At 61.9% G+C, this 24,086-nt stretch carries 23 protein-coding genes; 11 read left to right on the top strand and 12 right to left on the bottom strand.

Going from position 1 to position 24,086, the window contains the following annotated elements; genetic code table 11:
• The first annotated feature begins 25 nt into the window (after nt 1–25).
• From BUA38_RS07830 to BUA38_RS07820, 3 genes are read left to right on the top strand one after another with little or no spacing between them, the layout of a single operon-like run.
• Nucleotides 26–1,210, top strand: a complete 1,185-nt coding sequence (locus tag BUA38_RS07830; RefSeq protein WP_072825932.1) for an ABC transporter ATP-binding protein — start codon at nt 26–28, stop codon at nt 1,208–1,210.
• Nucleotides 1,207–2,118, top strand: a complete 912-nt coding sequence (locus BUA38_RS07825) for an ABC transporter permease (RefSeq protein ID WP_072817421.1) — start codon at nt 1,207–1,209, stop codon at nt 2,116–2,118. Before BUA38_RS07830 ends, BUA38_RS07825 begins: the two co-directional genes overlap by 4 nt.
• The gene (locus BUA38_RS07820) at nt 2,118–2,933 is read left to right on the top strand and encodes an ABC transporter permease (RefSeq protein WP_072817420.1); all 816 of its coding nucleotides are present in this window, start codon (nt 2,118–2,120) and stop codon (nt 2,931–2,933) included. Before BUA38_RS07825 ends, BUA38_RS07820 begins: the two co-directional genes overlap by 1 nt.
• Nucleotides 2,934–2,937: 4 nt before the next feature.
• Here the strand turns inward: BUA38_RS07820 and BUA38_RS07815 are convergent, their stop codons facing one another.
• From BUA38_RS07815 to BUA38_RS07805, 3 genes are all read right to left on the bottom strand, one after another.
• Nucleotides 2,938–3,789: a carbohydrate ABC transporter permease gene (locus tag BUA38_RS07815; protein ID WP_072817419.1), complete on the bottom strand. Its 852-nt coding sequence runs from the start codon at nt 3,787–3,789 to the stop codon at nt 2,938–2,940.
• On the bottom strand, nt 3,786–4,658 hold the full coding sequence (locus BUA38_RS07810) for a carbohydrate ABC transporter permease (protein ID WP_072817418.1): 873 nt from the start codon (nt 4,656–4,658) through the stop codon (nt 3,786–3,788). Before BUA38_RS07810 ends, BUA38_RS07815 begins: the two co-directional genes overlap by 4 nt.
• 161 nt (nt 4,659–4,819) lie before the next feature.
• The gene (locus BUA38_RS07805) at nt 4,820–6,196 is read right to left on the bottom strand and encodes an ABC transporter substrate-binding protein (RefSeq protein ID WP_072817417.1); all 1,377 of its coding nucleotides are present in this window, start codon (nt 6,194–6,196) and stop codon (nt 4,820–4,822) included.
• 1,047 nt (nt 6,197–7,243) lie between these two features.
• On the opposite strand from BUA38_RS07805, the gene BUA38_RS07800 reads away from it, so the two are divergent.
• Entirely contained in the window at nt 7,244–7,810 is a 567-nt protein-coding gene (locus BUA38_RS07800) for a RidA family protein (protein ID WP_083587505.1), read from the top strand.
• A 36-nt stretch (nt 7,811–7,846) separates the two neighbouring features.
• Here BUA38_RS07800 and BUA38_RS07795 read toward each other — a convergent pair whose 3' ends face one another.
• Together BUA38_RS07795 and BUA38_RS07790 are read right to left on the bottom strand one after the other, a co-directional pair.
• Nucleotides 7,847–8,215: a cupin domain-containing protein gene (locus BUA38_RS07795; RefSeq protein ID WP_172806000.1), complete on the bottom strand. Its 369-nt coding sequence runs from the start codon at nt 8,213–8,215 to the stop codon at nt 7,847–7,849.
• Between the two features lie 55 nt (nt 8,216–8,270).
• Nucleotides 8,271–8,963, bottom strand: a complete 693-nt coding sequence (locus tag BUA38_RS07790; RefSeq protein ID WP_072817416.1) for a glutathione S-transferase family protein — start codon at nt 8,961–8,963, stop codon at nt 8,271–8,273.
• A 286-nt stretch (nt 8,964–9,249) separates the two neighbouring features.
• Here BUA38_RS07790 and BUA38_RS37500 point away from each other — a divergent pair, with 286 nt between their 5' ends.
• Nucleotides 9,250–9,405, top strand: coding sequence for a hypothetical protein (locus tag BUA38_RS37500; protein ID WP_172805999.1), 156 nt, complete (start codon nt 9,250–9,252; stop codon nt 9,403–9,405).
• Nucleotides 9,406–9,533: 128 nt separating this feature from the next.
• Here the strand turns inward: BUA38_RS37500 and BUA38_RS07785 are convergent, their stop codons facing one another.
• Nucleotides 9,534–10,478: a DUF5996 family protein gene (locus BUA38_RS07785; protein WP_072817415.1), complete on the bottom strand. Its 945-nt coding sequence runs from the start codon at nt 10,476–10,478 to the stop codon at nt 9,534–9,536.
• 225 nt (nt 10,479–10,703) lie between these two features.
• On the opposite strand from BUA38_RS07785, the gene BUA38_RS07780 reads away from it, so the two are divergent.
• Both BUA38_RS07780 and BUA38_RS07775 read left to right on the top strand, forming a co-directional pair.
• Complete coding sequence (locus BUA38_RS07780) at nt 10,704–11,816, top strand: hypothetical protein (protein ID WP_425304952.1); 1,113 nt, start codon at nt 10,704–10,706, stop codon at nt 11,814–11,816.
• 214 nt (nt 11,817–12,030) lie between these two features.
• Nucleotides 12,031–13,014, top strand: a complete 984-nt coding sequence (locus BUA38_RS07775; RefSeq protein ID WP_244553212.1) for an N-acetylmuramoyl-L-alanine amidase family protein — start codon at nt 12,031–12,033, stop codon at nt 13,012–13,014.
• A 30-nt stretch (nt 13,015–13,044) separates the two neighbouring features.
• On the opposite strand, the gene BUA38_RS07770 is transcribed toward BUA38_RS07775, so the two are convergent.
• From BUA38_RS07770 to BUA38_RS07755, 4 genes are all read right to left on the bottom strand, one after another.
• The gene (locus tag BUA38_RS07770; protein WP_072817414.1) at nt 13,045–13,467 is read right to left on the bottom strand and encodes an SH3 domain-containing protein; all 423 of its coding nucleotides are present in this window, start codon (nt 13,465–13,467) and stop codon (nt 13,045–13,047) included.
• 95 nt (nt 13,468–13,562) lie between these two features.
• Nucleotides 13,563–14,444 carry an efflux RND transporter periplasmic adaptor subunit gene (locus BUA38_RS07765; protein WP_072817413.1) on the bottom strand — a complete coding sequence of 294 codons (882 nt, stop codon included), beginning with the start codon at nt 14,442–14,444 and terminating at the stop codon, nt 13,563–13,565.
• Nucleotides 14,441–14,650: a DUF1656 domain-containing protein gene (locus tag BUA38_RS36570; RefSeq protein ID WP_072817412.1), complete on the bottom strand. Its 210-nt coding sequence runs from the start codon at nt 14,648–14,650 to the stop codon at nt 14,441–14,443. Before BUA38_RS36570 ends, BUA38_RS07765 begins: the two co-directional genes overlap by 4 nt.
• The gene (locus tag BUA38_RS07755; protein ID WP_072817411.1) at nt 14,647–16,725 is read right to left on the bottom strand and encodes an FUSC family protein; all 2,079 of its coding nucleotides are present in this window, start codon (nt 16,723–16,725) and stop codon (nt 14,647–14,649) included. The genes BUA38_RS36570 and BUA38_RS07755 overlap by 4 nt, the downstream gene beginning before the upstream one ends.
• Nucleotides 16,726–16,824: 99 nt before the next feature.
• On the opposite strand from BUA38_RS07755, the gene BUA38_RS36565 reads away from it, so the two are divergent.
• Nucleotides 16,825–17,322, top strand: a complete 498-nt coding sequence (locus tag BUA38_RS36565; RefSeq protein WP_156898439.1) for a hypothetical protein — start codon at nt 16,825–16,827, stop codon at nt 17,320–17,322.
• Between the two features lie 149 nt (nt 17,323–17,471).
• Nucleotides 17,472–18,647 (top strand): DUF3734 domain-containing protein, encoded by a 1,176-nt coding sequence (locus BUA38_RS07740; protein WP_072817408.1) that lies wholly within the window; start codon nt 17,472–17,474, stop codon nt 18,645–18,647.
• A gap of 152 nt (nt 18,648–18,799) precedes the next feature.
• Here the strand turns inward: BUA38_RS07740 and BUA38_RS07735 are convergent, their stop codons facing one another.
• Nucleotides 18,800–20,737, bottom strand: a complete 1,938-nt coding sequence (locus BUA38_RS07735) for an AsmA family protein (protein ID WP_072817407.1) — start codon at nt 20,735–20,737, stop codon at nt 18,800–18,802.
• Between the two features lie 387 nt (nt 20,738–21,124).
• On the opposite strand from BUA38_RS07735, the gene BUA38_RS07730 reads away from it, so the two are divergent.
• Nucleotides 21,125–21,832 carry a CoA transferase subunit A gene (locus BUA38_RS07730; RefSeq protein ID WP_072817406.1) on the top strand — a complete coding sequence of 236 codons (708 nt, stop codon included), beginning with the start codon at nt 21,125–21,127 and terminating at the stop codon, nt 21,830–21,832.
• A 22-nt stretch (nt 21,833–21,854) separates the two neighbouring features.
• The gene (locus tag BUA38_RS07725) at nt 21,855–22,505 is read left to right on the top strand and encodes a 3-oxoacid CoA-transferase subunit B (protein WP_072817405.1); all 651 of its coding nucleotides are present in this window, start codon (nt 21,855–21,857) and stop codon (nt 22,503–22,505) included.
• 182 nt (nt 22,506–22,687) lie between these two features.
• Here BUA38_RS07725 and BUA38_RS07720 read toward each other — a convergent pair whose 3' ends face one another.
• Nucleotides 22,688–24,028, bottom strand: a complete 1,341-nt coding sequence (locus BUA38_RS07720; protein WP_072817404.1) for an MFS transporter — start codon at nt 24,026–24,028, stop codon at nt 22,688–22,690.
• Between the last annotated feature and the right edge of the window lie 58 nt (nt 24,029–24,086).

Genomic DNA, 24,086 nt, shown 5'->3' with positions numbered 1-24,086 from the left:
GCCTTCCATGGGGCGGGCCGAGAGCATGACCGAAGAACCCGCGAATACCGCAAAGCAGGCGGATTCGCCGCAATACCTGCCGCGCACAGTGCCTGGCACGCCGCTCCTTTCTATTGAATCGGTCGTCAAGACATTCGGCGGATTTCGCGCGGTCGATGCGTTGTCGCTCGACATTCAGGCCGGCGAATTCTTCGCGCTGCTCGGCCCCAGTGGTTGCGGCAAGACCACGCTGCTCAGAATGCTGGCCGGCTTCGAAACGCCCGATGAAGGGCGCATCCTGCTCGATGGCAAGGACATCGCGCAGGTCCCGCCGCATCAGCGCCCTGTCAACATGATGTTCCAGAGCTATGCGCTGTTTCCGCATTTGAACGTGCGGGACAACATCGCGTTCGGACTGAAGCGCGCCCGCCTGCCATCGGCCGACATCGATGCGCGCGTCGCCGAGATGATCGCGCTCGTCAAGCTGGAAGGAATGGAAAAGCGCAAGCCCGACCAGCTCTCCGGCGGCCAGCGGCAACGCGTGGCGCTGGCGCGATCGCTGGCGCGCCGCCCGCAACTGTTGCTGCTTGACGAGCCGCTCGCGGCGCTGGACAAAAAGCTGCGTGAAAGCACCCAACTCGAATTGATGGAATTGCAGCGGCGGCTCGGCCTGACCTTCGTCATCGTGACCCACGACCAGCAGGAAGCGATGACGATGGCAGGCCGGATCGGCGTGATGGATGCCGGCCGCCTTCAGCAGGTTGCGACCCCGCGCGAACTCTATGAAGCGCCGCGCTCGCGCTGGATCGCCGAATTCGTTGGCGACATCAACCTGATCGAGGGCCAACTCGAAGCGAGCGCCGACAAGATCCTGATGATGGCGCGGCGCATTGCGATCGCAACCACCGAAGCCGGAACGATCCACGTCGCGGAACCGCGCCAGCCGCTCACCAGGACCGATCTTTGTGTCGCGATCCGTCCCGAAAAGGTCAAGCTGTCCCGCCGTGCGCCGCCCTCCGACGATGCGCGTGCCATCAACCGGCTCGAAGGAGTTGTCACCGACGTCGGCTATCTCGGCGGCTCGACCTGCTACAAGATCAGGCTCGATAGCGGTTTGGTGCTGCGCTCTGCGATGGCCAATACGACGCGGCTTGATTTCGACGCCTATGGCGTGAATCAGCGCGTCGTGGCGTGGTTCTCGCCGGAAGACTGCGTGGTGCTGGAGCAATGAGCGGGCGCGAAATCTTTACCCGTCCGGCGCGGCTTGCGGCCATCGCGCCGTATCTGTGGATGGCGCTGTTCTTTCTGGTGCCGTTCCTGTTTGTCCTGAAGATCAGCCTGTCGCAGACCGCGATCGCGCAACCGCCCTATACGCCGGTGTTCGACCTCAGTGAGGGATGGCAGGCGGTCAGCACGGCGTTTGCCGCGCTCTCGCTCGACAATTTCAGGCTATTGGTTTCCGACAACCTCTATGTGCTGTCGTACCTGCGCAGTCTCACGGTCGCTGCGATTTCAACCGGTATCCTGCTTTTGATCGGCTATCCCATTGCTTACGGCATGGCGCGACTGCCGGTAGCCGCGCAAGCCGTCGCCATGATGCTGGTGATCGTGCCGTTCTGGACCTCGTTTCTCATCCGCATCTATGCCTGGATCAACATCCTGCAGCATGACGGCCTGCTGAATCAGGTTCTGCTTGCACTGCACATCGTATCTAAGCCGGTGGTGTGGCTCTCGACCGACGGCGCGATGTATCTCGGCATCGTCTATTCCTATCTGCCGTTCATGATCCTGCCGCTATACGCCACGCTCTCCAAACTGGATCCGGCGCTATTGGAGGCGGCCGGCGATCTCGGCGCGTCGCCGCGTCAGGCGTTCTGGCGCGTGACGTTTCCGCTGTCATTACCCGGCATCGGCGCGGGCGCGCTGCTCTGCTTCATCCCGATCGTCGGCGAATTCGTGATTCCCGATCTGCTGGCGGGATCGGATGCGCTGATGATCGGCCAGACGCTGTGGCTGGAATTCTTCACCAACAAGGATTGGCCGGTTGCCTCCGCCACCGCGGTCGTTCTCCTGTTGCTGCTGGTGGCGCCGCTCGTGCTGTATGACCGCCTGCAACGCCAGCAACTGGAGCGGACGTGATGGCGAGCCGCGCGAACAGGCTGACGCGCTTCAACATCGCCGCGCTCGCAGCCGGGCTTGCCTTTCTTTACCTGCCGATCGCGATCCTGATCGTCTATTCCTTCAATGCCTCGCGGCTGGTGACGGTGTGGGGCGGCTGGTCGCTGCGCTGGTACAGCGAGTTCTTTAACGACACTGCCATGATCGATGCGGCGTGGATGAGCCTGCGCGTGGCGGTGACGTCGGCGACGCTCGCAACACTCCTTGGCACGCTTGCGGCGATCGCATTGTCGCGCGGCGCGAACTTCCGCGGGCGGGCACTGTTCTCCGGCGTGCTCTATGCGCCGCTGGTGATGCCGGAGGTGATCACGGGGCTCTCGCTGCTGTTGCTGTTCGTTGCGGTCAATGCCGAGCGCGGCTTCTGGACCGTCGTCATCGCCCATACCACGCTGACGATGTGCTTCGTCGCGGTGGTGGTGCAGGCGCGGTTGGGGGCGATCGATCCGACCCTCGAGGAAGCCGCGATGGACCTCGGCTGTGCGCCGGCGCATGCATTCCTCTCCGTCACCTTGCCGCTGATCCTGCCGTCGCTCGCCGCGGGCTGGATGCTGGCCTTTACGCTTTCGCTCGACGACCTCGTGATCGCAAGCTTCACCACTGGCCCCGGTTCGGCGACGCTGCCGATCCGGATTTATTCGGAGGTGCGCCTCGGGGTGAAACCCGAAATCAACGCGATCTGCACGCTGGTGGTGGCGCTGATCGCACTCGTGATCGTCGTTGCCTCGCTTGCCTCGAAACTTTCCGAGGCGCCGGGAAAAAGCGCCGCACCGCTCTAAAGTCTCAGGACTTCACCGCGCCCGCCGTCAGCCCGCCGACCATGTAGCGGCGGAAGGCGTAGTAGATCGCAGCCGGCGGCAACGCGTAGATGAAGCCGGTGGTCATCAGGAGTTCCCACGGCGAATCGTCGGCGGAGAGGAAGTTGCCGAGCGCGACCGGCAGCGTGATATCGCGGTCGTTCGAGAGCAGCAGGAAAGCGTAGAGATATTCGTTCCAGGCGAGCAGCACGGCATAAGTGCCGATCGCAACCAGCGACGGCATCATCAGCGGCAGGTACACCAGGCGGAAAATCTGCAACGGCGTCGCGCCGTCCATGACGGCCGCCTCATCGAGTTCGACCGGCAGCTTGTCTGACGCCTGTTTCAGCACCCAGATGGCGTAGGGGCAGGCGATCGTCACCATCGCCAGGATCAGCGACCAGTGGCTGTTGAGCAGGCCGTAATTGCCCATGGTGCGGTACATCGGCACGGCGAGGAACGCTGCCGGGATGAAATAGGTGAACAGCGCGAGATTGAGCACGATGCGCCCGCCGGGCACGCGCAGCCGCGAGATCGAGAACGCGGCCGCGGTGGCAATCACCAGCGTCAACGCGCCGGCGGACGCTGCAATCAGCGCCGAATTGCCGAACTGCACCCAGAAATCCCGCAGGAAGTAATGCTGCTGATAAAACACGATCTCGAAATTGTGCAGGGTCGGATGCTCCGGCCACAATTTACCGGAGAAAGCATCTTCCTTCGGCGAGATCGCGAACAGGAACATGTGGTAGATCGGAATCATCGTCCAGATCAGGACGGGAATGCCGATCAGGATCAGCCGCGCTTCGGTCGTCGTTTCGCGCAAGGTAGGCCACTTCATCGCGACAACCGTTTCATCATGAAATAGACCAGCGGCAGCACCAGCGGCATTGCGCACACGATCGAGGCCATCGCAAGATTGAGCTGATCGAGCCGCAGATAGCGAATGCCGAGCGTCGAGAGCACGTGGGTCAGGTCGGCCGGCCCGCCGCCGGTCAGCAGATACACGCTGTTGAAGTCGCCGAGTGTCCAGATCATCGAGAGCAGGGTGCAGGTCAGGTACAGCGGCTGCATCGACGGCCAGGTGATGAAACGGAATTTCTGCCACCAGTTGGCGCCGTCGACGTCTGCCGCCTCGAACAGGTCCTGCGAGATCGCAAGCCGCCCCGTCATCAGGATCAGCGTCCAGAACGGCAGCGATTTCCAGATGTGCACGCCGATCGCCATCGCGAGCGCGACGGCGGGATCGTTTAGCCAGTTCGGCCCGTCATCGCCGGTGAACTTGAAGATGAGCTGGTTCACCACGCCCCATTCCGGATTGAGCATGAAGCGCACGGAAAGAATGGTCGGGATCGACGGCACCGCCCAGGGCAGGATGAAGATCACCGACAGCCAGCGGATCCAGGCGCGCTGCTGCACGAAGAAGCCGGACAGAAACAGCGCGATCAGCATTTTCAGGTTGATGCCGATGACCAGAAAAATCAGCGTGTTGACGGCGGCGCGCGCGAAGATCGGGTCGTTGGCGAGCGCGACGTAATTCGACGGCGCCCGCGCCAGCCAGAAACCATAACCGACGGGATAGACCACGAAGGCGAGAAATACGAGCACGTAGGGGGCGATCAGCAAAATGCCCCAGACCTGCGGCGTCGACAGCCGCGGCGCGGCCGGCGTACCGGAGAGGGGGTCGGATGCTGAAAGCGTGATCGCCATTACTTCGTTCTCTCCGCGTTCCCCGGATGCTGCGCAGCGTGAAACGATGCGCTGCTGATCCGGGGTCCATTCGGTAGGGTGCGCCGCTTTGGGTCCCGGCTCTGCGGAGCAGCGCTACGCGCCGCACCGCGTCCGGGACACCGACGCCCTACATCGCAAGCCTACCCCGCGACCTCCTTGATACGCGCGATCAGTTCGTCGACGGCTTTCTCCACCGGCACCTTCTCGCTGACGACGCGGTTCATCGCCTTCGCCCACACATTCTCGTTGTTGAGGATCGTGAACTTCCAGTTCTTGGTGAAGTCGAACGGCTGCGTGCCGCCCGTGAACTGGGTCCAGACCGCCTTGCGATGGCGATCGGCCTGCCAGAACGGGCTCGCCTGGCTTGCTGTCGTCACCGGGAACCAGCGGCCGAGCGCGCCCTCGATATAGGGCCGCACGTTTTCTTCCTGCAGCAGGAAACTGATGAACTGCTTGCCCTCGGCCTTGCGTTTGGCGGCGGCGAAGATCAGCCCGGTCTTGACGTCGGAGCGATACTTGATCGGCGAGCCATCCGGCTTGTTGGGGAAGGAGGCCGTGATGATGTCTTCTTCATAGGCTTTCTTGCCGGCCGCCTGCTGTTCCGGCGTCAGCGCCGGATTGGTGGAATCCTCGAACCACTTGGCCGCGATCGAGATCGTGAAGTTATGCGTCATCACGATCGTCTTGTTGTGGAAGGCGACGTTGTTGTCCGGGTCTTTCCAGGTGGTGGAGGAGGGTGGCGTGCAGCCCTTGATGTAGGTGTCGGTATAATCCTTCAGCGCGTGGATCAGGCCGTCGCGAACCTTGGGATCGTCGACCAGGAGCTTGCCGTCACTGTCGACGAGGTGGACGTTATAGGCGTCGATGAAAGTGTAAAACGATTGCAGCGAGTCGGTGGATTCAACGCCCATCGGCTGGCCGATGCCAAAGATGCGCTGGCTGGTCGCTTTGCGGATCGCTGGCTGCACCTTGTCGCACCAGAACGACCAGTAATCCTCCCACTTGGTCGGGATGTCGCTCTGCTTGAAGCCGGCCTTTTCCAGGAGATCCTTCCAGATCTGCACATGCATGCTCTGCTGCTTCAGCGGGAAGCCGTAATAAGCGCGCTTCTTGGTCTGGTCGTTGTAGAGAAAAGCGGTTTCCAGCGTGTTCGGCGCGAAGGCGTCCTTCATCGGCAGCAGGATATCGGAGAGATCCTCGAGCCGGCCTTCAAACGCCCATTTGCCCTGTGCCTGCACGTCGTAGGAATCGGAGAAGGCAACGTCCGGAACGGTGCCGGAATCCAGCGCCGCCACGGTCTTCGGAATCATGTCCTGGATCGCATATTGCGACAGCTCGACCTTGATGCCGGTCTTGGCTTCGAACTTCTTGATCGCGGCGATCAGCGCGTCGTCTTCGGACTTGTAGAAGCCCTTGCTCCACCAGACCGTAATGCTGTTCTGCGCGTGCGCCTGCTGTGCCGCCAAAAACGCTGCCGCAGCGACAGCAAAAAGCGCAATTCGTCCCCGAACTCTCACATCTCTCTCCCTGCTTGGTGTCCGGCCTTATTTTAACCGGTTGGATGAAAGACTAGCCGAAGGGCAGGCCATGTCCAGCCGGTTCTTGTCGCACTTAGGTAGCAACGTAGCGCCGCGGGTCCCCTGGCCGTCACTATCGACGTCGTCCCGGCCTTGAGCCGGGACCCATACGCCGAGGCAGTAGTTTTGAAGATGCTGGTCAACGGCTGTCGCAAAACAATGCAGCCCAGTGGTTATGGGTCCCGGCTCAAGGCCGGGACGACACGAAGGGTTATCGCCAGGCACACCTCCACGCTTCCCGCCCCGCAAATGCGAGCCGGGTCTTGCATTGTGTCTCGCTCGCCCAAGGAGGGCGTGGGGAATGCCGGGCACCCAAACGCACCCGCAGCCTCGTGTGTAAAGAAATAAAACACACGAGTTAGTCACCACGGTCGCGCCGGGATCACCCGGCATTCCCGCACGCGAATGTTTTAACGGGTTCCTTCGTGCTCTCCCCGGAGACCGCGCTTTGTTGTCTCCGTCGCCTGCAAGATCATCACCTCGCAAGCTTGACGCCAGCATCGGGGCGTCAGGACCACACGACTTCGCCGTCCGCGGCATCGTCACTCGTCAGTTGACGACACCACGTCCACCGCATCCCGCGCCCAACGTTCGTGACGATCGCGAAACGCCCCTCGTGAGGGTGCGGGACGACTGGAATCACTAAGGCTGCTTCTACCAAACGGCGAAGCGAAATATTTTTCGCAAAAGGGCTGGACAGGATGGTTCAGAAGGACCGCGCGTGATTTGCCCGACGGGCAAATCACCGAAAGGATGGTCGGATCACCGATGTCCGCTCTGCGGCCGAATGCGGTCTCAATCTGGAGATCGTGCAGCGTCTGCAATGGCCAATAGTAGTCACTCCCGGCTTCTTCATCTGTAGCCGAGAATGACATAGAGTTTGTCGGTCGAGCTGCCGACAAGCGAGCCGAAGTGCGAAACAGACGGACAGCGATTTGCGGTCGGCGGGCTATCGATAGCAGAGAGTTATCTTCATGGAGACGGCAAATGAAAAAAGGACTCCGTCTAGCGAAACTTGTCTCACGGATCGGCCTATGCGGGCTTGGATTGGCAATATGGATTGCTTCTTCGGCGGGCGCTCTGGCGCAGAACTCACCTTCTGCCGAGGCACGGCTCAAGGAGTTGAACATTACCTTGCCGGCCGTTCCGCCCCCGGTGGCCAACTACGTCGACGCTGTGCGTGTCGGTAATTTGCTTTTTCTCGCGGGAAACACTCCGCCCGCCGATTGGAAATACAAAGGCAAGGTTGGCAAGGACCTCAGCATACAAGAAGGCTATGACACGGCGCGCCAGGTCGGGCTGATCATGTTGGCCAAGGTGCGGACAGCGGCTGGTAGCCTGGATCGCGTGAAGCGCGTGGTCAAAGTCCTTGGCATGGTCAACTCGGCCGAAGGCTTCGGTGACCAGCCGAAAGTCGTAAACGGGTTTTCCGACCTGATGGTGGAGGTTTTTGGCGAGACGAACGGCAAGCACGCGCGATCTGCCGTCGGCATGGCGGGGCTTCCGTTCAACAACGCGGTGGAAGTCGAGATGATCGTTGAGCTGACAGAATAATCCACCAGCCGTGCGGGTTGGCGACGCAGCCGGTCCTCATTTTCGTATCGCGAAGAAGGCGCCGATATCAGGCGCCGGCGACTTGACCTCAACCACAACCGAGTCTTCGAGGGCCTCCAATCCGTGGAGGACTCCTTTCGGGTGCCGGCAAACATCGCCTGGCCCCATGATGAATTCCTCCGAGCCGACCGTCGATTTCACTTTTCCCTTCACAACATAGGCAATCGATTCATGCGTGTGGGTGTGAAGCGGGGCGCCGACTCCGGCCGCATAATGGATCTCGAGGAATGTCATCTCGTCACCCTTGATGAGCGGCTTAACGAGCATGTTGCCGCCATACATCGGCTTGCCCTCGACGGCGCTTACCGCCACGGCCTCGACGTCGGCATTTCTCGACTTGATCACGCTGGCCTCCCTTTCGATTCCGTAAAGCATTTAATCCCTCGGCGGAGCCGGGCGCTCACGTACTGACCGCGGCGTGGATGGCACGGCAATGTCGTACCAGACCGTCATGCGCGACCACAAACTCCTTTAACGGCGTGTCGATGTCGTAGAAATAGATGTTGGCGATGAAACCGTAGATGCCGGCGTCGATCGCCGTCGGTCGGTCGCCATGCACATAGCCTTGCCGCAGGATCAGGTTCGCCAGCGCGGCGAGATCGGCGAGCCCGCGGGCCATCGCGGCATCAGGCTCGAAGCGGCCGATACCCTGGTAATAGTAGCGCTGGGCGTTGAACTCCTTGGCCTTGATCAGCCCGTCATCGGTAAGGCTCGGGTGCTCGCGCTTGAGCGCATCGCGGAACAGGGGCCAATAGCGCTCGTCCTTCCAGCGCGAATAGGACATCACCCAGTAGAGATCATCGAGCGTGCGTGTGATGAGAAGATTGGTCGTGCGCTGCGCCGGCGTCAGCGCCGCGTCCAGCGTGACGCCATATTTTTGAGTGACATAAGCAAGAATGGTTTCGCTGTCGCCGACGCTGTCGTGGCCGTCGACGATATAGGGCAGTTGTCCGCGTGGCGCCTTCGACGCATCGAAGATGTGTTCGTGCCGGAACGGTACGCCGGCGAGCTTCAGGAAGGCGAATACCTTCAGACCGTAGCCATTATTGTCGGCGACGCCGAACAGTGGCGGATAAGAATAGAGCGTGATCATGGTGGCCTGCCAGGCAAGGATCGCTGCAGGCTACTTCAAAATTGATCGATCGGAAACGTCCGACAGGCCACGCCGCAGCGTCGGGCGCGGGCGGCCTTCGCGATCAATTACCTCGGAAATAACCGCTCGTCCAACACCTGTCTCTTGCAGTCCGGGACCAGACATCAGCATACCCTTGTATACCACTTCCATCCCTCCCTATGCCCCGTGCCTACGCTCGTACAATTGAGCGGCGGCGAGCAATTTTTATACTTCCGCGATATGGGTTCTTTCGAGGAACACTCAGATGAAAGTCATCATTCAGAAGCTCAATGGCATGTGGCACCTCGTCGTCGGATCGTGTCAGATCCGAACTCCGTTCATGGAGACTCAGGACCGGGAGCGGGTCGTTGCGTACGCCCGGCGGGTCTACCCCGGCGCCAAGGTCTTCGAACGCGACTGATTTTAGAAGTTGCGCCGAAGCATAACGCTGCAAGTCCGGAACCGGATATTTCCCGGCGCAATGACGACGTTCGTTTCGGGGCGGAGGTCGAGGGATCGGCCGATGTCTCAGATGGGTTACAGCGAGCCCTAGGCGCCCTCGGGCAACCGACCAAACTGACCTTGCGCTCGCTCCAGGCGCGACCGCTCCCAATGGGCAAGATTAGCGGCGGCCTCGTACGTGCTTTGCAAGAATGCCAAGAGCGCAGCGTCTGGATCCGTGCTGGAGCGAACCGCATCGTAAGGCAAGAGGAATTCTCCAAGCTGGGTGTCGAACATCGCGGCCTCAGGCTCAATCTTGGTAAGGCCGAAACCGTTCGGTGCGGGATAAGCGTAGCTGTAGAAGGCGGGATGATCGATACCGGGCCAAAAGCCTGCGCTTGAAACTTCCCGGCTATACGCCTCGCGAGCCACGGCGTTCGGCACATGAGGCATGCCGCCTGGATGCGGCGGAGCATCGCGTCCCGAGAAACGGGTCACCGCCAAGTCAAAGCTGCCCCAAAACAGATGGATGGGGCTGCATTTACCGACAAAGCGCGAGCGAAACAGCAAAAAGACCCGCTGCACCTGCAGCATGGCATGCCAATAGGCTCTTGCAGTGTCTGGATCGTAGGCACGCTGTGCATGATCCTCGTTGAAAGCGACTGCGTCCGGAATTTCACAGGGCATTCGACGAATTTCCACCGCCAATCCCAGTTCAGCAAGTGCCGCCATTGTCGCTTCGTAGAATGCGGCAACACTCTGTGCTTCCAACTTCACGCGCCGCGCCTCGCCGCCCGCGGTGTCGATCCGCAGCAGGTCGCTCAATAAATCGAACTCCATTTCAAAAGCGCGCCCGTCCCCATAGATCGGTCCGGTGGTGAAGCCGCGGCACGATAGATAAAAGGTCGCCTGCCAGCTATGATTGATCCACGGTGTCAGCATCAGCCGCACCTTGCCGACCACCTGGCTCCAGAGATGGAGAGTATCGGTCGTTGGCCGAAGATCTAACGCCGCCAGATCAGGCCACAGATTGTTGGACGTTCTGGACATCATCAGCGCCTCCTTGCAGCGGTATTTCGGTCAATAGATGGTAAATAATACGTCCGCTGGCTCTCGAATCCAGCCGCACTGGTGACCGGCGTTATAGGAAGGATGAAGCAACCTCGAATGCCGACATCACTATTCAAACGCTTGATCGATCTTTTGCAATCAACCTCATGGTCTCCCTCACAGCAAACCATGCGGGGCACAATCAAATTCCACCTTTGGGAGATTGCCTTGCGAATCCGGAACCATAGCCGCGCACCGGGCCTTGTCCTTGGTTTCGCGCTTCTCATCACGGTCATTCCTGAGATCGGCAATCTCCGCTTCATCGCCCCTGCATCAGCCCAGCAGGGCACCTCGACGAAACAACAATCCGACGCGCTCAACGCCTATCGCTCGGCCGTGAGCAAATTCGAGCAGGTGCTGCGCCAGCGACGCGCGCAGCTTGACGCGCATGAGACGCTGCCGAACCTGCCGGGGCAGGCGCTTTACCTGGCGCGCAACGAGATGATCAGCACGTACAAGGACCTCACCGACCTCGTCCCGTCCCAAGTCGGAAAGCCCAACAAGTTCGAAATCCCGCCGGCGTATTTCGAGGCCAGGAACGAGCCGCTGCTCGATGAATATTACAGGCTGTTCGATCTTTTGGATGCGCCGCCGGCCAATGCGCAGAAGTCCGATACGCCGTTCAAGGATGTCGCCGATCTCGGCACGGCGATCGCGCGCGCCAAGGGCCTCGATGCGGCGAATGCGGAAATCGCCGGCCGCATCGCCGTGGGGATTTTCTTCGCCGAGACCAATGGCGTGCAAAATGCCGGCAATGCGCGCTCCAACAAATACAAGGGCAGTTTCCAGACCGGTCCGTCCGAGGACCAGACCGGGCGCGCGGCATGGGCTCTGATCAAGCCGCGCGTCGCAGCGCTTGATCCGGCGCTGATCGCGCGCGATGACAGGGAAGAGGCGCGCATAGGCAATCTCGACCACCGGCTCAACCACTGGACCAATGTGCGCGATGCCCTGATGGGCACGCATGCCGATATTTTCCCGCAGGTCGGAACCATCGCAAAAATGCTGCCGGATCCAATCGATCAGATGAAGCTGTTCGAACTGATGCAGATCATTCCCTCGCCGACGCGGGCGGCGCTGCGGTCAGGTAATCTTCTAAACCATCGAATCTCTGACCCGACCGTGATGGGCTATCTGCGCAACAACAGCATCTTCGCCTACGGGCAGGCCGACCGGGCCCGGACATCGGCCAATTATCGGGAAATTCTCGACGCGATGTGGCTGTTCAATGCCAAATTTGAACAGGCCCGTCTCAAATTCGACGAGATCAGGGCGCGATAAGCGGCTGGTCCCACGGAATTTTTCCGTAAATGGCGTTGGAAACATATTTCCGGTAACCTACTGTTTCAAAATCCTTTAAAAGCACACGTCGCCTTTTTAAAAGCACACGTCGCCTTGCAGTCGTCACGCGTGAACGGAAACACCATTCCGGAGAGCCCAAGGATTGCTGTCGCCAGATCGAACAAACGCACCCTCACGCGCTGACGTTCGGCGCATGTCTGTTTGGCTGAGTCTCATCGCCGCGACCGCCGCATTGATGCTGCTGCCGGCCGGGGTGAGCCACGCCAACTGGCTGACGGATGTTTTCAAGGGCAAGGACAAGAAGTCCGAGGCGCATGCGGAGGCGTCGAAGGGCGACAAAAAGGATGCGAAAAAAGCCGCCAAAAAGGACACCAGGCACGACAAGGAGACGAAGCGCGCCGCGTCAAAATCCCACGTCAAGCTTGCCGCGCTCGGGCCGCTGAATCCGCCCGTCCTGAAGCTGGCGTCGTCGCCCTGCGAGCCGGCGAAATTCCGGATCGCGGTGGATGTCGGACACACGGTCGAATCCGAAGGCGCGACCAGTTCGCGCAACGTGCCTGAATTCTCCTTCAACCTGCGTCTGGCACAACAGATTGCGGAAAACCTGAAGACCGCGGGCTTTACCGCGACGCGGCTGCTGGTGACCGAAGGCAAGGCCAAGCCCAGCCTGTTCAGGCGCGTTGCCGTTGCGAACGATATGGAAGCCAATCTCTTCCTGTCGATTCACCACGACTCCGTGCCGAACAAACTGCTGGAGGATTGGGAATTCGAAGGCCAGAAGAGTCATTTCAGCGACCGCTTCAGCGGCTACTCCGTGTTCGTCTCCCGCGACAACGCGGATTTCAAGACGAGCTTTGCGTTCGCCGAGCTGGTCGGCAAGGCGATGAAGGCGAGGGGGCTGGAATATGCCCCGCAGTATACGATGCCGATCATGGGGCATTACCAGTATCCGCTGCTCGACAAGGAAACCGGCGTCTATGCGCATGACGAGCTGGTCGTGCTGCGAAAGACCCGGATGCCGGCGGTGCTGCTGGAGGCAGGCTCGATCATCAACCGCGATGAAGAGCTGAAGATGAACTCGCCGGAGCGCAGGGACCTGATCAGCGACGCCGTTGTCGCGGCGGCGAAGGAGTTCTGTAGCCCGCCGCCGCAGGCCACCGCGACGGTCCGCCGTTGACGCGATGGTTGCTTGTTGCCGTGACGCGCGCTACCAGCGCCATCCCCAACCCCAGCCCCAGGGCCGGTAGTAATAGCCGTATGGGTAATAGGGGCGATAATAGTAGGGCGCGGGGCGGTAATACCCGGGCGGCGGTCCGGCAACGACTTCCTCTTCTTCGACCACTTGGGCTCCAAGTCTGGCTACACGCGGGGCGGGCCGTGGCGCCATGCCGACGTTGCGCGCGATGATAAATCCATCCTTGCCGTCCAGCGAAGCCTCACACCAGCCGTTGGTGCATTTGCCGACCTCGACCGTCGTTCCCTTCGGGATCAACGTCAGCACCTCGGTGTCGGTGCCCGGTCCTTTTCGCAGGTTGGTTTCGGCGACGGTGGCGATCGGCTTGGCGGTGGTGGCACCCGTCAGCAGCAAGGTGACGATTGCGGCAGATGCCGCGGCTTTCGCAAAGCGCATGGCTAAAGGCCCCTCCTGGTGATGCTACACAAAAGAATGCCGAGGCAAGCCGGCCTTGTCTTGTTAAAAATCTGTAAGCGATGCGCCGCGGCCGGTTACTTACCGGCCGGCCGGTCGATCACTTCGACAGTTGCCGAACGTCCCGCCACCAGACGCGTCGGATCGGGAATCTGGTCGAGCGTGACGCGGACGGGGACGCGCTGGGCCAGCCGCACCCAGTTGAAGGTCGGGTTGACGTTGGCCAGCAGACTCGTGCCCTGGCCGCGGTCGCGGTCTTCGATGCCGGCGGCGATGCTCTCCACCCGTCCGCTCAGGGGCCGCGCATCGCCCATCAGGCGGACCCGCACCGGGTCGCCGATGTGGATGCGGGACAGTTTGGTTTCCTCGAAATAACCCTCGACGCGCAGCGTATCGCTGTCGACCAGCGCCATCACGCCTTTGCCTGACGTGACATAGGCGCCGGGCCGCAGGTCCATGTTGGTGATGATGCCGTTGACGGACGCTCGCACTTCGCTGCGGTCGAGGTTGAGTTGCGCAACGTCGCGGTCGGCCACCGCCTGATCGTAGGCGGCCTGCGCCTGCTGCTGCGTCGACAATACCTGCTCCTGCTTCTGCTGCGACACGGCTTCGGTGGTCAGCGCCCGATAGCGCTTGAGGTCGAGTTCGGCCTCATCCAGCGACGCGCGCTTGCCGGCGACGATGGCATCGGCCTGCCGCAGCGCCAGCGCAAACCGGGCGCGGTCGATGCGAAAGATGATGTCGCCGCGCTGGACGCGCTGGTTGTCGTGCACCAGAACGTCCGTCACGAAGCCGGAGACGTCCGGCGCGACCTGAACGACGTCGGCGCGCACATGGCCGTCGCGGGTCCAGGGCGCGTCCATGTAATAGGCCCAGAGACGCACGCCGATGAAACACGCCACCACGACCGCGAGCGCGGTGAGACCGAAACGGCGGATCTGGACGACGATGTTTTTCACGACAGGTACTCCGTGGACAGATAGACGAGAATGCCAAGCAGGCTGACGAACACCGCCAGATCGAACAGAGCGCGGTGCCAGACCGCGCGGTAGAAAGCGCTGCGCTCGAGGCCGCTGCGCACCAGCGCCGACAGCGCGAAGGCGACCACAAACCAGAGCAGAAGCGACGGTACGAGAACGCCGAAGATGTCGATTTCGTATTTCATGCCACGAGCATCCCTTCGCCGGTGCCTTCATCGGTCCCCTGGCCGGCCGGTTCGCCGGCGTAGGCGGCGGCAGCAGGAAACAAGCCTCGGCGGATGCCGGTGAGGCCGATCAGCGCGTCCTCGCGAGGTTTTCCGGCGGGCTCCTCAACCGTTCGCGCCAGCGCGATGTCGATCCGCTTCAGCAGTTCGGCCGGCATCGCGCCGCCGGCATGTTTGCGGGCCGCGACCGCCAGCGCCGTCAGCATGCGGTCGATGGCCTCAAGCGTGGCAGGGGCGAGCGACCGACGCGCACGGCGCAGGTCGATGATGTTGATCCCGACGCGGAGCTGGCTCAAATTCACGACGTCGCTGCGGTCGGCGTCGTCCATGGCCGCGATGCGCTGGGTCAACAGGCCGAGCCGGTCGAGCATCAGGCCCGCGAAGGCCGCGCGGTCGTTGAGGCCGCGGCGCTCGGCGGTGACGGCAAGCGTGGCCCAGCTCGTCTTCATCAGCCGCCGGGCGATCCACGCCGCGCCCGCCGTGCGTCCGAGCCTGGTCACGACCGCCGCCATCAGCATGCCGAACAGGAAGGCGATCGACGTATTGGCAAAGGACTGAAAGTTCGCCACGTAGGTCGATTGCAGGGCGAGCAGCGTGGCGGTGTTGGCGGCGAGCGCCATACCGATGAAGCTTGTCGCCGGACGCGCGATCAGAAAGCCGTAGATCAGGAATGTCGGCGCAAGCGCTGCGATCAGCACCTCGACGTCGGTAATCGCCGGGATGATCGCGAACAGATAGGTGCCGACGACGATGACGGCGACCAGCGACCACCAGCCGAAATTGCTGATGCCTTTCGCCGGATCGTCCTGCGCCGCGAAGAACGAGCAGCCGACCGCCGCCATCATCGGCGCCGACGCGCCGTCGGTCCAGCCGGTTGCGATCCACAGAGCGCAGCAGATCAGGATCGCGGCCGCCGCACTGGCCGCCGACCAGAGCGCCAGGGCATGGTCGCGATGGCGCGACAGCTCGGCGCCCGGTTCCGGCTCGTAGGCGAGTTTTATCTGCGCGGGATCGCTGCCTTGAGCGATGGCGCGTTCGAGCGCCCGGCAATCGCTGGAAATGTCGACGAGGTCGCGCAGCCGTATCAACAGATTGGCGAGCACGATCTGATCCCAGGACGCCTCCTTGTCCAGGTTCGGCCTCAACTCCGCGATCTCGCGGCGCAAGTCGTCGGCCGGCTGGCGTTCGTTGCCGCCGTCGATCATCAGCCACAGTGCGATGCGGTCGAGCAATACGTCGAGTGCGGCGGGCCGCGCGCCCAGGCTGTTCAGCGCCGCGAGACGATCGGCGATCGAGGCAAGCTGCGGCAGCAAGACCATCATCTGCCGCCGAACCATTTGCAGGCTTCCAACGGTGTTGGCGTCAGCCACCTGGTCGTAGGACAAGTGGCCGGCGAGTGCGTCGATTTCGACCGAGTCGGTCGCGAGCTTGAGTTGCTGCGTGCGCAGTTCGCCCTCGCTGCCGTTTCCCAGGAGCACGTCGCGGGCGAGAATTCGCGCATCCTTCAGCCAGCTTTCGACGCGACCGGCGACGGCCGGTGCGACGCTGCGCGGCAGCAGGACCGTCGAGACCAGCGTGGCGAAGACGATGCCGAGCGTGATTTCCTCGAACCTCGCCAGCGCCAGGTCGAACATGCTGCCGGGATCGGAGACGGCCGGAAATCCGATCAGGGCCACCGTGTAGCCGGACAGCATGAAGCCATAGCTGCGTGGCTGCCGCATCAGCAGCGACAGGTAAAGGCAAAGCCCGATCCACAGCGCCATCGCCAGAGACAATAGCTCCGGCGCATTCACGAGGTTGGGCACCATGGCGACGGCGGCGCTGGCTCCGATGGCGGTGCCGAGCACGCGATAGAAGGCCTTTGAACTGGTCGCGCCCGCGAGCGGCTGCGAGGTGATGTAGACCGTTGCCATCGCCCAATAGGGCCGCGGCAGGTCGAGCCACAGGGCGGCCAGCAGCGCCAGCATGGCCGCGACAAAGGTCTTGCAGGTAAAGATGAGAGCCGCGTGGCGGATCATGAAAGAGTTCAGGCCCATGCCTAAATCTCCTCGCTTGACGGGTGCTGCTCGCTAGTACCCACTTTCCGAAGTTCGTGTTTCGTCTCAGCGCCCACCGTTCACGAACTTCGGAAAGTTATGGGTACTAGCAGGCTTAATGATTCTAGTGCCGCTTTTCTATTTGAAGTTCCTGGATCGAATTCGCCGCTTGTGGTGCAGGAACTTCAAATAGGCGGCACTCGCGCGGTCGGCAGGATTCTCCATCTTTTGCCGCACGCTGGCGGTCACGGCAAGCTCGGCTGCGCGCGGTGCCTGCAAAAGATTGGCCGTCCAAGGGGTGCCGTGCAAAAATCGGATAGAATACAAACAATTAGTCTTCATCCAGATCGAATGATTTTAACGGTTTCCTTCGTGCTCTTTCTGGTCAGCGGGCTTTTTTGTCGCCATCGCCGATTTGGCAGCAGCATCGAGATGCTAGGACGACGCGACTTCGCTGTCCGTTTAGAACGAAGTTCGTCAGAGATCGCATTCAGCGGAATAAAGGAATTCGAGCGCAAGTCTTCTTTCGCGGGCGACGTTGGCGACGAACGTCCAACTCTCGCGAGGCAAGCGATGGTTAATGTCTCACTGACTTGACTCATTTGAAACGCGACGGACCAGTTCCCTCCATTGCGGTTGCCAGATGGGAATTGGTTCGTCGGCGTCGATCTGGAGCAGATGTGTGCTAATCAGCGCCGGAGCAGCGCCACTTTGGCATCTGCTGCGTCCGAGCAGACGAGGCGATTATGACCGAGACAAGTATCCCACCGCGGCCGTCTTCTTATGACAAGAAGGTCGGCCTCGTCTTGCAGGGGGGCGGGGCGCTGGGGAGCTACCAGGCCGGCGTCTACGAGGCACTTTCGGCTTCCGAATATCTGCCCGACTGGGTCGCCGGGATCTCTATCGGCGCGGTGAACGCCGCGATCATCGCCGGCAATCCCCCGCAGGAGCGGGTCACGCGCCTTCGTGAGTTTTGGGAGGGCATCACGGCGCCTTCGGCGCTTTGGCCCGTTTCTGACGGCCCGATCACAAGTCACCACCGGCGCACGAGTTCGCTCACATCGATGCTGTTCGGGCAGCCGGGGTTTTTCGCGCCGCGCGCGCCGACATTCTGGTTTTTCGGCGGAAAAGTCACGAGTTACTATGACACCGCGTACCTCAAATCGACGCTCGAGCGGCTAGTCGACTTCGATCGCATCAACGCGCGCGAGATGCGCTTTAGCGTTGCTGCGGTCAATGTGCGCACGGGCAATTTCGCTTATTTCGACAACGCAGCGACGAAGATCCGCCCCGAGCACGTCATGGCGAGCGGCGCCCTGCCACCGGGATTTCCAGCCATCGAGATCGACGGCGAGCATTATTGGGACGGCGGGCTCGTCTCGAACACTCCGCTGCAATACGTCGTCGAATATATGCCGCGCCGCAGCCGGCTCGTCTTTCAAGTCGACCTTTTTCACGCCCGCGGCCGCCTGCCGACCGACCTCGAGGAGGTCACCGAGCGTGACAAAGACATCCGCTATTCCAGCCGAACCCGCGCAGCAACCGACATGCTCCGCCACATGCACGACGTGCGCCACAACATCAACGGCCTTTGGGACCAATTGCCGGAACACCTCCGGCAAACGCCGGAAGCGAAGTTCCTCTACAATTTCGGTTGCGTGACGACGATGGATATCGTGCAGCTGATTTATCGGCCGACGGATAATCAGGGCCACTCGAAGGACTACGAGTTCAGCCGCGCCACCATGAAGGCGCGATGGGCGCAGGGCCTGGCGGACGCTCGGGCGACGCTGCTCGCTTCTCCGTGGCTCGCGCCGATGCCGCCCGAGATCGGCGCCCGTACCTTCGACGTTCTCAGGGATTCGCATGGAAAAGCCGACATGATGATGCCGGCAACGAGCGGCAAAGGGGCGCACCACTGATCGAAGACGAGGTGCGCAGGTCAGCATTTGCCGTGAGGTTCGCCTCGGATCACAAGCGAACAATAAGCCCGGACTAGCCTGACGTCGGCTTTTCGGGGGAGGCGGACAGCGCCAGCTTGCCGAGTTATCTCCCGAAGAGCGAAAGGCGAAGCTCAGTTCGCTTTCGCGCTGGCGGCATCCGGGGCCGCAGGCGCGGCGTCATCAGGTGTCTTGTCGGGAATCTTGTTGCCGGTGAAGCGCTCGATCACGGAACGCACGGCGTCGCGGGTCTTCTTATCCTTGACCGCATCGAGCAGCGGCGCGGTCGCTGGCGAGCGGCGGATCAGGCTGTCGGGATCGGGGAAGACCAATGGATCGTCCCAGGGCCCCTGCACCACGAAGGGCAGCGCGAAGCCCGGCGCGCCGTCCGCGTTAGTGAGGCTGGCGATGCCTTTCATGTCGAATTCGCGCGACGGCATCGATGCCGTGCCGGTCAGCGTCACGCGCGCCGGTCCATCGATATGGACGTCGTCGACGCTCGCAACGCCGTCGGCAAATTTCACGGCCACGGTGAGGTTGGAGTAGGGCGTCGAACCGGATCGGAAATTGCCGGCGCCCGACAGCGGCCGCCGCTCCAGCCGCTTGAGCAGCTGTTCGACATTGAAGCCCGCGATCGCGCCGTCATGGCCCGTCAGCATGGCGGTGCCGTCGAGCGATTGCGCCAGACCAAACGGGCTCGAGCCCGAGGCCGCCAGCGAGACGCTGAGATTGCCGCGGCCGGACAGCTTGTTGACGCCGAACAGTTCGCTGGCGCAGGCCTGCAAGTCGACATCGGTGAACTGGAATTGCGCCTTCACGTCGGCCACCGCATCGGCCCGCGACAGGCCGAACGAGCCCTTGGCGATGCCGCCATAGATCTGTGCTTCGCCGACGCTGAGCGCCAACGCGCCATTGCGCAGGTTGGCGCCGATCGCGGTGCGTCCCAGTTTCGACGGGCCGACCGTCATCCGTGCCGCCGACAGGCGGATATCGAGATCGGTCGTCGACAGTGAATCCAGATCGAACAGCTGCCGGTTCCAGTCGCGCGCGCCGCTCGCGAGCAAACGGAAGGTCGAGATGTAGGGCGTGAAGTCGAGCGCGTCGGCGGCCAGCGTTGCCTGCAACGACTGCCGGCCGTTATTGGCATAGGTCATCACGCCTTCGGCGACATTGCCGTCGAGTTCGACGTTGACGTTGGTGAGTGCGACGGAAGCACCAACCACGTTGGCGCGCGCCTTCAGCGCGAAGCGGCCGAAGCCGCCGCTGCCGAGAGGCGCCTGACCGGTCCAGCGCAGCGCGTTGCGCAGTGAGGCCGAGTCGACCGTCATCGTGCCTTCCATCATCATGCTGGTGCGGTTGGCGACGGTGCCGTCGAAGGCAAGCTTGAGCGGCGCGCTGGCGAGCCGGGCCTTGAAGCCGGAGCGGTCGCCCGAGAGCGCCGCCAGGAAGTCGCCGATCGAGATGCTGCCGTCGACGCGTTCGCCGCGCCAGTCGAACTGGCCGGTCGCCGCGAATGAGCGCGAGATCGACGGCCAGGCGAGCGACAGATCGATATCGCCGAGCGCTTCTTTGATCTGGCGCACCGGGTCTTCGTAGGTGAGTTCGCCGTCCTGGATGCGGATTTCCGAGAACGAGACCTGGTTCTCGGCGCCCGGTTTCATGGTGCGGGTGATGGTGCCGACGAATGGCGTCCAGTTGCTGTCGCCGTTGATGTCGCGAACCACGCGGATGCGCGGCCGCAGCATCATCACGTCGGCGATCTCGAAACGCTGCAACAATAGCGGCAACAGGCGCAGGTTCGCGGTCAGCACGTCGACGGTCAGCGCCGGATCGGAGGCTGCGCCACCTCTCAAGCCGACGTCATGGAAGGAGACGTAGCTGCCGGGGAATACCGAGATGTCGGTGCCGCCCTTGACGACCAGGTCGAGCCCGGTCACGGCGCGGATTTGCGCCTCCACCGCCTTGCGCAGCGCGTCGCGGTTGAGCAGCCAGGATGAGGCGACCAGCGCGACCACCATCAAGCCAAAAAGCGCCGCGACCGGCATCGCGAGGCGCCGTGTTCCCTGGGCCATCGTCAATGGAAAATCCTGAAATTATCCAAGTTTGGTTTGCCTCGCTGGAACCGGATGCGCAATCGGCACGAGGTCGCTGGTCTTTGCCGAAAGGGTGAGCAGGAGCGCCCGCTAACGCCTTCCAGTTCATGGCAACTTGCTGGTTTTTCGTGACCCTTTCAAGGCCGATGAGTGCGGGTGCGTTGGTAAGGCGTCATGGCCGGGCTTGTCCCGGCCGTCCACGACTTCCTTAATTCTTCGGTAGCAAAGACGTAGATGCCCGGGACAAGCCCGGGCATGACGACCTTGCGTCGAGCCACTCCCCCGTCATTGACGCATTGCGAAGATTTCGCCTAATAGTTGGCAAGCCCGCTCTCAGGCGCATTTCTCCATCAGGTCGCTATTCGCATGAAAAAGGTCTATCCCGACGCCAAATCGGCACTCGACGGCATCCTCAAGGACGGCATCATGATCATGTCGGGCGGCTTCGGCCTCTGCGGCATCGCCGAGACCCTGTCGGATGCGATCCGCGACAGCGGGGTCAAGAACCTGACGGTGGTTTCCAACAATGCCGGCGTCGACGGCATCGGCCTCTCCCGCCTGCTCGAGACCCGCCAGATCAGGAAGATGATCTCGTCCTATGTCGGCGAGAACAAGCTGTTCGCCCAGCAATACCTCGCCGGCGAGCTTGAGCTTGAATTCAATCCGCAAGGCACGCTGGCCGAGCGCATCCGCGCCGGCGGCGCCGGTATCCCGGCCTTCTACACGAAGACCGGCGTCGGCACGCTGATCGCCGAGGGCAAGGAAGAAAAGGTTTTCGACGGCGAGAAATACATCATGGAGCGCGGCCTGTTCGCCGACCTCGCCATCGTGCACGCCTGGAAGGGCGATACCGCCGGCAACCTCGTCTACCGCAAGACCGCGCGGAACTTTAACCCGATGATGGCCACTGCCGCCAAGGTCACGGTCGCCGAAGTCGAGCACCTCGTGCCGGCCGGCGAGATCGATCCGGACCACATCCATACGCCGGGCATTTTCGTCAAGCGCATCATCGAGGTCGGTAACGCCAAGAAGCGGATCGAATTCCGCAACACGCGTCCGCGGCCCGCCAACTAACCGATTTTAGCAGGAGCTTCCCATGGCCTGGACCCGCGAACAGATGGCCGCCCGCGCCGCCAAGGAATTGCGCGACGGCTTTTACGTCAATCTCGGCATCGGTATCCCGACGCTGGTTTCCAACTACATTCCGGACGGCATCGACGTTTCGCTCCAGAGTGAGAATGGCATGCTCGGCATGGGCCCGTTCCCATATGAAGGCGAGGAAGATCCGGACCTGATCAATGCCGGCAAGCAGACCGTGAGCGAACTGCCGGACACGAGCTATTTCTCGTCAGCCGAGTCCTTCGGCATGGTGCGCGGCGGGCATATCGATCTGTCGATCCTCGGTGCGATGCAGGTTGCCGAGAACGGCGATCTCGCCAACTGGATGATTCCCGGCAAGATGGTGAAGGGGATGGGCGGCGCGATGGACCTCGTCGCCGGCGTCAAGCGCGTCGTGGTGGTGATGGAGCATTCTGCCAAGGACGGTGCGAAACTCCTGAAGAAGTGCACACTGCCGCTGACCGGCGAGCGTGTGGTCGACATGGTGGTGACGGACCTTGCCGTCTTCATGATCGACAAGCACGGCAAGGATGGCATGGCGCTGATCGAGCTCGCCGACGGCGTCACGCTCGACGAGGTGAAGGCCAAGACCGAAGCCGAGTTTCGGGTGGCGCTGAAGAACGCGTAGGGGTTCGATGATTATCGTCGTCCCTGCGAAAGCAGGGACCCATAACCATAGGTCTTAGTTGTTGCGTCAAAAGCCGTTGAACAGCGTCTCTCAATGCGATCGACCCGGCGTATGGGTCCCCGCTCGGCGCGCGAGGGGCGCTTGGCCGGGACGACAGTGATTTTTGCTTCGCGACATCAAGCTCACGCCTTCGCCACTTCTTCCAGCCCACGGTTGCGCGGCTCGACGCCCCAGGCCCACACCACGATCATCTGCACCACGACAAGCCCGATCATCAGCCAGACCACGCCCGGGAGCTTATAGGAAGCGATCAGGCCGCCAACGATGAAGGGCGAAATCACCGTGGCGCCGCGTCCGAAGAAGTTGCAGATGCCGTTGGCCCGGAGACGGATCTCGGTCGGGAACAGCTCCGGCGTATAGACGCCATAGAGGATCGCGGTCTGGATATAGATCGCAACCACCAGGATGAAGCCGACGGTCAGCACGATCGCGGGATCCGAGGCCGCATCGAAGCGGGCATAGATGTAGCCGCTGACGATGGTGATGATGGAAGCGAAAATGATGCTGGGGCGGCGCCCGATGCCGTCCGACAGATAGGCGCCGAGCGCACATCCGACCAGCGATCCCGCCGACAGCACCAGCGTATAAGCGAGCGAGTTGGTGATGGTCAGGCCCTGGCGCAAAAAGAACTGCGGCAGAAAGATCACGAAACCGAAGATCAACGTGTTGATCGTGATCAGCACCCATGAGCCGACAATCAGGCGCTGCAACAGTGGCGGCTTGACCAGATCGCTCGCCGCAACCTGCGCCACGGGGGCGGGCACCACCACCGGCGGCAACGGCTTGCCGCCGGAGGCTTCTTTTTCGATCGCCTGCATCAGGCTTTCTGCTTCCTTGAGCCGGCCTTCCGATTCAAGCCAGCGCGGGGATTCCGGCAAGTTCTTGCGCAAGTACCAGACGAACAGCGAGCCGATGCCCGCGATGACGAACATCGGCCGCCAGCCGAAATTGGGAATCACGAGATAGCCGAGCAGGGACGTGACCGGAAAGCCGGCAACCACGATGAAAGCCATCATCGAAGACCAGCGTCCGCGCGTCTTTGGCGGCACAAATTCGGTGATCGTCGAGTAGCCGACGACGATTTCGGCCCCAAGCCCGAGCCCCTGCACGAAGCGGCAGATAATGAGCTGGGTCATGTCCTGCGAGAACGCGGCGGCAAGCGAGGCAAAGCCGAAAATCAGGAGATTGATCTGATAGGTGAAGCGGCGGCCGAACTTGTCGCCGACAAATCCGGTGATCAGCGCGCCCGCGGTCATGCCGACAAAGGTCAGCGAGATGAACTGAAGGTTCTCCGCCGCGGTGGAGAATTTGGACTGGATCGCGGAAGCCAGCACGCCGCCGGCGACATAGAGATCGTAGCCGTCGAAGAACATCCCGGCGCCGACCAGCCAGAAGATGCGGTAGTGAAATGACGAGATCGGCAGCCGGTCGAGGCGCGCGCCGGCGTTTACTGCTTGAGCCATGAAAGTCCCCCTGTATTTGTGTCGAACGCCGGCCTTCGCAGCCGGCGTTGCTTATTGT

This window comes from Bradyrhizobium erythrophlei (genome assembly GCF_900142985.1).
Classification (GTDB): Bacteria; Pseudomonadota; Alphaproteobacteria; order Rhizobiales; family Xanthobacteraceae; genus Bradyrhizobium; species Bradyrhizobium erythrophlei_B.
Note: the sequence above shows the minus strand (reverse complement) of the source record. Positions and strands in the feature narration are given on the sequence as shown.